Here is a 7,094-nt window from a genome sequence, read left to right as displayed (position 1 = left end):
CGTCGATGGTGATGCCCTGTTCCCGCTCAGCGGCGAGGCCGTCCACCAGCAGAGCGAAGTCGATGTCGCCCCCCTGCGTGCCCACCCGCTTGGAGTCGGCCTCCAGGGCCGCCATCTGGTCGTCCAGGATCATCTTGGAATCATAGAGCAATCGCCCGATCAGGGTCGACTTTCCGTCGTCCACCGAGCCGCAGGTGATGAAGCGCAGCAGGCTCTTGTGCTCGTGGGCCTGCAGATAGGCGTCGATATCCTCGGCGATGAGATTGGACTGATGGGCGCCGGCGGCCTGGGTGGTCATCAGAAGTACCCTTCCTGCTTCTTCTTCTCCATCGAGGCGGCCTGGTCGTGGTCGATGGCCCGCCCCTGACGCTCAGAGGTGGTGGTGAGCAGCATCTCCTGGATGATCTCGGGCAAGGTGGCGGCCGTGCTCTCCACGGCCCCGGTCAGCGGGTAGCAGCCGAGCGTCCGGAACCGCACCGACTTCATCATCGGAACTTCGCCGGGCTTGAGGGGCATGCGGTCGTCATCGACCATGATCAGCATGCCGTCGCGCTCCACCACCGGGCGTTCCTCGGAGAAGTAGAGCGGCACGATGGGGATGTTCTCCAGGTGGATGTATTGCCAGATGTCCAGCTCGGTCCAGTTGGAGATCGGGAAGGCGCGGAAGTTCTCTCCGTTGGCCTTGCGCGTATTGTAGAGGCGCCAGAGCTCGGGGCGCTGGTTCTTGGGATCCCAGCGGTGCTGGGCCGAGCGGAAGGACAGCACCCGCTCCTTGGCCCGGCTCTTCTCCTCGTCGCGCCGCCCGCCGCCGAAGGCCGCGTCGAAGCCGTACTTGTCCAGCGCCTGCTTCAGCCCCTCGGTCTTCCAGATGTCGGTATGCAAGGAGCCGTGGTCGAAGGGATTGATCCCCCGCTCGAGCGCTTCGGGGTTCCTGTGGACCAGCAGGTCGGCGCCCAGCTCGGCGGCCATCTTCGCCCGCATCTCGTACATGGCCTTGAACTTCCAGGTCGTGTCGACGTGCAGCAGCGGGAAGGGGAGCTTGCCCGGGAAGAACGCCTTCTGCGCCAGGCGCAGCATGACGGCGCTGTCCTTGCCCACCGAATAGAGCATGACCGGGTTCTCGCACTCAGCCACCACCTCCCGGAAGATGTGGATGCTCTCCGCCTCCAGGCGCTGGAGATGGGTGAGCGTGGCCGGAGTGATCTCCGGAGAGGATGCGAGAGCGGGGACCGCCATCAGGAAACCTTGCAGTTCAAATTCGGCCAGACCTTGGCCAGGCGGCTGACTTACGAGAGGCCCGCCCGGGATACGACAGAGAATTCCTGACAGCGTGTGGAGGAAAGGGCCACGGCCATCAGTGTCCGAAAACCGCCGCCGACACTGGGTTGATGTCCGAAAACCGCGAGACATCGAGAGCCCGCGAGCAGACTATCATCTCATGGATATGAACGACGACGCCTGTTACCGCGCCTTTTCGATGCGAGACGCCCGTTTCGACGGACGCATCTTCGGGGCGGTGAGGACCACCGGCATCTACTGCCGCCCGGTCTGCCCCGCCCGCACGCCCAAGCGCGAGAACATCGCCTTCTACCCCTCGGCCGCCGCCGCGCAAGAGGCCGGGTTCCGGCCCTGCCTGCGCTGCCGACCGGAGACCTCACCGGACCTCGGCTCCTGGAAGGGGACCTCCAACACCGTCTCGCGGGCCCTGTCCCTGATCGAGCAGGGGGCGCTGGACGAGGGCGATGTGGACGGCCTGGCCGAACGGCTGGGGGTCGGCGAGCGCCAACTGCGCCGCCTGTTCCGCCAGCATCTGGGGGCCTCCCCCGTCGCCGTGGCGCAGACCCGCCGCGTCCTGCTGGCCAAGCAGCTGATCCACCAGACCCGCCTGCCGATGGCGGAGGTGGCGATGGCCTCAGGCTTCGGCAGCGTGCGGCGCTTCAACGAGACCTTCCAGCAGCTCTTCGACCGGCCGCCCGGGGCCCTGCGGCGCTCCGGGGGCGCCGATGTCGGCGCGGGAGACGGGGCCGGCGCCACGATCCAGCTGCCCTACCGCGCCCCCTATGACTGGGACGCCATGCTGGCCTTCTGGACCCTGCGCGCGATCCCCGGCGTCGAGACGGTTGTCGGCCGCCGCTACGCCCGGCTGATGCAGGTGGGCGACGCCCACGGCCTGGTGATCGTGGGGCAGGGGACCGGTGACTGGCTGGACGTCACCCTGCGCTTCCCCAGGGTACAGGCCTGGCCCGCCGTGATCGCCAAGCTGCGCCGGGTCTTTGACCTCGCCGCCGACCCGGCCCTGATCAACGGCCACCTCTCGGAGGATCCGGAACTGGCCGCCCTTGTGGCGCGCCGCCCGGGCCTACGCGCGCCGGGCGCCTGGGATGGCTTCGAGCTCGCCGTACGCGCCGTGCTGGGCCAGCAGATCACTGTGGTGGCGGCCCGCAACCTGGCGGGCAAGATCACCGCCGCCTACGGCTCGCCGGTTCAGGACGAGGCGGCCAACACGCTGGGCCTCACCCATCTGTTCCCGACGCCGGAGCAACTCGCCGCCGCCGATGTCGAGACCCTCGGCATGCCCCGCGCCCGCGGTCGTGCGCTGGTGTCTCTGGCCCAGGCCGCCGCCGAGGATCCGGACCTGTTCGGCATGAAGCGCAGCCTGGAGGCGGCGGTCGCCCAGCTCCGCGCCCTGCCGGGCATCGGCGAGTGGACCGCGCAGTACATCGCGATGCGGGCCCTGCGGGAGCCCGACGCCTTTCCCCATGCCGACCTGGGGCTGCTTCGCGCGCTCGAGGACGAGGCCGGACAGCGGCCGACGCCGGCCGAACTGCTGATCCGCGCCGAACGCTGGCGCCCCTGGCGGGCCTATGCCGCCTCCCATCTCTGGGCGTCCGACGCGGCGCTCGATCCGAAGATCACCAAGGAGAAATCCCATGACCAAGTCGCTGCCTGACACCCTGATCCTGGACCGCGTCGAAACCCCGGTCGGCGAGGTCCTGGTGGTGGTGGACGAGGCCGGCGTCCTGCGCGCCTTCGACTTCGCCGACTACGAGCCCCGCATGCGCAAGCTGATGGGCCGCCACTATCCCGGGATGGAGCTGATCCCCGGCCGCGCGCCCGACCCCCTGCGCGCCGCCGTCACCTGCTACTTCGAGGGTGACATGGGCGCCTTCGACGGCGTCGCCTGGGCCACCAACGGCACCGACTTCCAACGCAAGGTCTGGGACGCGCTCTGTACCATCCCGGCCGGCGAAACCCTGAGCTACAAGGGCCTGGCCGAGCGCATCGGCAAGCCCAGCGCCATGCGCGCCGTGGGCCTGGCCAACGGCTCCAACCCCGTGGCCATCGTGGTGCCCTGCCACCGGGTGATCGGCGCCAACGGCAGCCTGACCGGCTACGGCGGCGGCTTGCCCCGCAAGAAGTGGCTGCTCTCCCACGAGGGCGCGGCCTTCAAGGACCTGGTGGTGGCGTAGCGGCTTAACCCGCCCCTCCGGCAGGCCGTTCTTGCCGGAGGATCGGGGTTGCAGGGTCGAACGGCCCAGCTTCTCCCCTACATGACGAAAATTTCACGTTACATGGCGTCGCGCCATTGCGGCGGCTGTCGTATACCGACGATAGACGGAATCGCATCGGGTTCGGGGAGTGTTCCAGTGCAGACATTGACCGAACTGTTTGCGGCCGTGGTGGTGCATTCCTCCGCGGTCGCCTATTCGCACTTTGGGGTCGCCATCGAGGCCCCCCGCGCCGAGCCCGCCCCCGCCGAACGCACCATCGCCCGCACCGCCACGCCCAGGCCCGCGGCTGTAAAGGTGCTGGAGCGCGTGCAGAAGGCGTCGGATTGCCCGACACAGAAGGCCCAGGTCGTCAAAACCTGACGCCCCATTTCGGGACTCCGCGACAATCAGTCTCCACTGGGCATGATTCCGTCCAATGACGCTTTCCGCGCGCCCGGTTCGCCGGTAATCCTTTCCGTTGGGGCGCGAATTTCGGGCCGCGCGGAGGTTTCGCGCCGGCCCGGGTCGCGGGTGAAGGCGCTTGAGACAGGCCGCGAATGAAGATCAAGAAGCGGCATCCGCCGGTAGATTTCCAGAGCCTGACCGACGAGGACGCCACGCAGCGCCTGGGCGCCGTCGCGCCGGAAGCCACCCCCGATCTCGACCTCGCCGCTGCCGTTCCTCCGCTCAGCCCGCCCGTGGCTGAGCCGCAGGGCTCCGCGCCCCTGTCGCCAATCCCGCCGGCGGCGGATCTTGCCCCGGCCAACGTCCAGATCCCGGCCCCGCGCCCGGATCCCACCCCCTTCAAGACCATCCGGGCCGACATCCCGTCGGCCTGGCCGATCTATCTCGCCGCCCTCGTCGTCTCGGTGCTGTGGGCCCTGGCGCCTATCGCCTTTGCTTTCGGCTATCGTCGGGCGGTGTCACCCTTCGATTTCGACCCCTTCGCCATAACAGTGCTGGCGGCCATGGCGCTTGGGCCGGCCGCCTTCGTCTGGATCGCGGCCTATATGATCCGTCAGGGCCAGAAGCTGGGAGCCGAGGCCCGCCGGGCCAAGCAACTGGCCGACGAGATGGTGACGCCGGCCATGTCCGCCGGGGCGCGGGCCAGCGATGTCGTCCAGTCCGTGCGCGAGGAGATCGTGCGCGCTGGGACCGCCGCCGACGAGGCCCGCGAGACCTTGTTGGCCTTGCGCCAGGCGCTGGCCTCGGAGAGCGAACGCCTGATCGAGGCGGCCTCCACCAGCGCGCGAACGGCCAATGAACTCACTGGCGTGCTCGGTCACGAGCGGACCCAAATGGCCAGCCTGACCCAGGCCCTCGACACCCAGGCCGGCGCCGTGGCCGACGCCATCACCAAGCAGGCCCGCATGGTGGCCGAGGCCTCCGACCTGGCCGAGACCCAGCTGCGCGAGGCTGAGGCCGCCCTGGCGGCCCGCGCCGCCGACCTGGCCGCCGCGGCCGGGGAAGCCAGCGACGCCGCCCGCACCGCCGGCGAAGATCTCACCCGTCACATCTCCCGCCTGGAGACCGCCGGGATGGGGGTCGCCGACCAGATCCGCGGCGTCGAGCAGGGCCTGACCGAGCAACGCGCCGGCCTCGTCACCACCGCCCACGCCCTGCGCGCCGAGCAGGAGGCCTTCGGCGCCCAGTCGGAGACCCACGCGGCCCAGCTCTCCGAGTTCATCAGCCAGGCCAGGCTGTCGACCGCGGAGATGGGCGACCGCGCCGTGAAGGGCGGCGAGGCGCTGCGGGAACTGATCGCCGAGGCCGCCGAACAGTTCCGCGAGCTCGCGGAGTCGGCCAAGGCCGAGCGCGACGAGTTCGGCCAGTCGACCCTGCACTCCATGGAGGCCGTCTCCCAGGCCGCCGCCGAGGAGCGCCGCAAGCTGGAGGAACAGACCCGCGCCGCCATCGACGGGCTGGGGCAGGCCGCCGAGGAGACCCGCAAGGCCGCCGAGGCTCATGCCGTCACCGCCCGCGAGCAGGTGGACCAGCTGTCCGAGGCCGCCTTCAGCGCCGGCCAGAAGGCCAATCAGGTGTTCGAGCAGCGTCTGTCCGAGGCCCGCGACCTGATCGAACGCTCCGCCCAGATGGTCGAACAGGCCGGCGCCGCCACCGCGCGCAAGCTGGAGGAGGGGGCTGTCGCCGCCCGGGCCACTTTGGACGAACTGGCCGGAATGATGGCCGACATCGAGGCGCGCGCCACCCGCCTGCCAGCCGCCGCCCGCGGTCAGGCCGAGGAGGTGCGCCAGGCCGTGGCCGACAGTATCGAAGACCTTATGGAACAGGCCCGCCGGACCTCAGATGAGACCCAGGCCATCGACGCCGCCTTCCAAGAGCGCGTGCGCCGCAACTACGAAATGCTCAGCGAGGCCGTGCGCCTGATGGGCACGGTGGCGGGCGGCGCCAGCAGTCTCGCCCCGCCCCAGCCCGCCCAGATGCGCGAGCGCATCGTCGCGCCACCGCCTCGCGTCCCCCGGCGCCGAGAGCCGGAGCCCGAGACCCTGTTCGCCGATATCGAGGACCATGAGGACGATGAGGCCCTGGAACTGACCCAGTCGGTCGCGCCTGAGCCCGTGACCCGTCGTCCGCGCACGCCGGCGCCCCTGCCTGAGCCTGAGCTTCCGGCGCGCCGTCGCCTGCGTCTGACGCCCACCGCCACGGATGAGGAATTCTCCAGCGTTTTTGAGCAGGCCGGCGGTCGCCCTGAGGCCCCCGCGCCGGCGCCTGGTGCTGAGGAGCCGGGCGATGAATGGACCTGGAAGGACCTGCTGTCCTCGATCGATGACGGCGGCGCGCCCGGCAAGCCCGGCCTGCAGCAGGTGCTGGCCGCCGAGGTCGCGGCCATGGGAATCGACCCTGTGGCCCTGCTGCCCAAGGGCCGCATCGATGAGATCAGCGCGGCCATCCAGGTGGAGGACGTCGACGGCGCCCGCGAGGTGGTGCGCAAGCTGGCGCCCGCCGCCACGCGGCGCCTGGCGCGCCGGCTGTTCACCGATGAGACCCTACGCCGGCAGGTGGTGACCTACCTCAACGGCTTCCAGGATATGCTGGACGACGCCGCGGCCCGCGATCACCAGGGTTTCGAGGTTGGCAAGCTGCTGTCCAGTGACGCCGGCCGCACCTATCTGCTGTTCGACGCGGCGGCGGGCGATCTGGTCTAGAGGGGCTTCCTTTCCCGCAGGGGGAAGGGCCTCCTAGAGAATGACCGCCGAGCCGTTCACCGAGACCATCAGCATCGAACCGTTCGGGCCCACGGTGTTGTAGTCAAGGTCCACGCCGACGATGGCGTTGGCGCCCAGCGCGCGGGCCTCGGCCTCCAGGTTCTTAAGGGCGTCGGCACGGGCCTGGGCCAGGACCCGCTCATAGCCCTTGGATCGCCCGCCGATGAAGTCGCGGATGGCGTTCATCAGGTCAATCACCACGTTGGCGCCGAGGATCGCCTGGGAGGACACCATGCCCAGGTGCTGACGCACGGGACGTCCCTCGATGAAATGGGTCGTGACAATCAGGAGAGGCGTGTCGTTCTTGGCCATGGCCCAACATAGGGTGAATCCGGCGCGATCGCGAGGCGCCCTCCCGTCATACGCGCAAACCCCA

The 7,094-nt window shown here is 69.6% G+C and carries 7 protein-coding genes; 4 read left to right on the top strand and 3 right to left on the bottom strand.

What is annotated here, in order from left to right; all coding sequences use genetic code 11:
- Together RMO97_RS17930 and cysD are read right to left on the bottom strand one after the other, a co-directional pair.
- On the bottom strand, positions 1–298 hold a 298-nt coding region (locus RMO97_RS17930; RefSeq protein WP_310542379.1), incomplete at its 3' end, for a GTP-binding protein.
- Complete coding sequence (gene cysD, locus RMO97_RS17925; protein ID WP_310542378.1) at positions 298–1,236, bottom strand: sulfate adenylyltransferase subunit CysD; 939 nt, start codon at positions 1,234–1,236, stop codon at positions 298–300. The genes cysD and RMO97_RS17930, both read right to left, overlap by 1 nt.
- Before the next feature lie 202 nt (positions 1,237–1,438).
- On the opposite strand from cysD, the gene RMO97_RS17920 reads away from it, so the two are divergent.
- From RMO97_RS17920 to RMO97_RS17905, 4 genes are all read left to right on the top strand, one after another.
- Positions 1,439–2,950, top strand: coding sequence for an AlkA N-terminal domain-containing protein (locus RMO97_RS17920; RefSeq protein WP_310542377.1), 1,512 nt, complete (start codon positions 1,439–1,441; stop codon positions 2,948–2,950).
- Positions 2,931–3,470: a methylated-DNA--[protein]-cysteine S-methyltransferase gene (locus RMO97_RS17915; RefSeq protein ID WP_310542376.1), complete on the top strand. Its 540-nt coding sequence runs from the start codon at positions 2,931–2,933 to the stop codon at positions 3,468–3,470. The genes RMO97_RS17920 and RMO97_RS17915 overlap by 20 nt, the downstream gene beginning before the upstream one ends.
- Positions 3,471–3,647: 177 nt before the next feature.
- Positions 3,648–3,872 (top strand): hypothetical protein, encoded by a 225-nt coding sequence (locus RMO97_RS17910; RefSeq protein ID WP_310542375.1) that lies wholly within the window; start codon positions 3,648–3,650, stop codon positions 3,870–3,872.
- 176 nt (positions 3,873–4,048) lie between these two features.
- Positions 4,049–6,658: a polar localization protein TipN gene (locus RMO97_RS17905; RefSeq protein ID WP_310542374.1), complete on the top strand. Its 2,610-nt coding sequence runs from the start codon at positions 4,049–4,051 to the stop codon at positions 6,656–6,658.
- Positions 6,659–6,691: 33 nt separating this feature from the next.
- Here the strand turns inward: RMO97_RS17905 and RMO97_RS17900 are convergent, their stop codons facing one another.
- The gene (locus RMO97_RS17900; protein ID WP_310542380.1) at positions 6,692–7,030 is read right to left on the bottom strand and encodes a heavy metal-binding domain-containing protein; all 339 of its coding nucleotides are present in this window, start codon (positions 7,028–7,030) and stop codon (positions 6,692–6,694) included.
- Positions 7,031–7,094 lie beyond the last annotated feature (64 nt).

The sequence above is a fragment of the Phenylobacterium sp. genome, assembly GCF_031425575.1.
In the GTDB taxonomy this organism is placed as follows: Bacteria; Pseudomonadota; Alphaproteobacteria; order Caulobacterales; family Caulobacteraceae; genus Phenylobacterium.
Note: the sequence above shows the minus strand (reverse complement) of the source record. Positions and strands in the feature narration are given on the sequence as shown.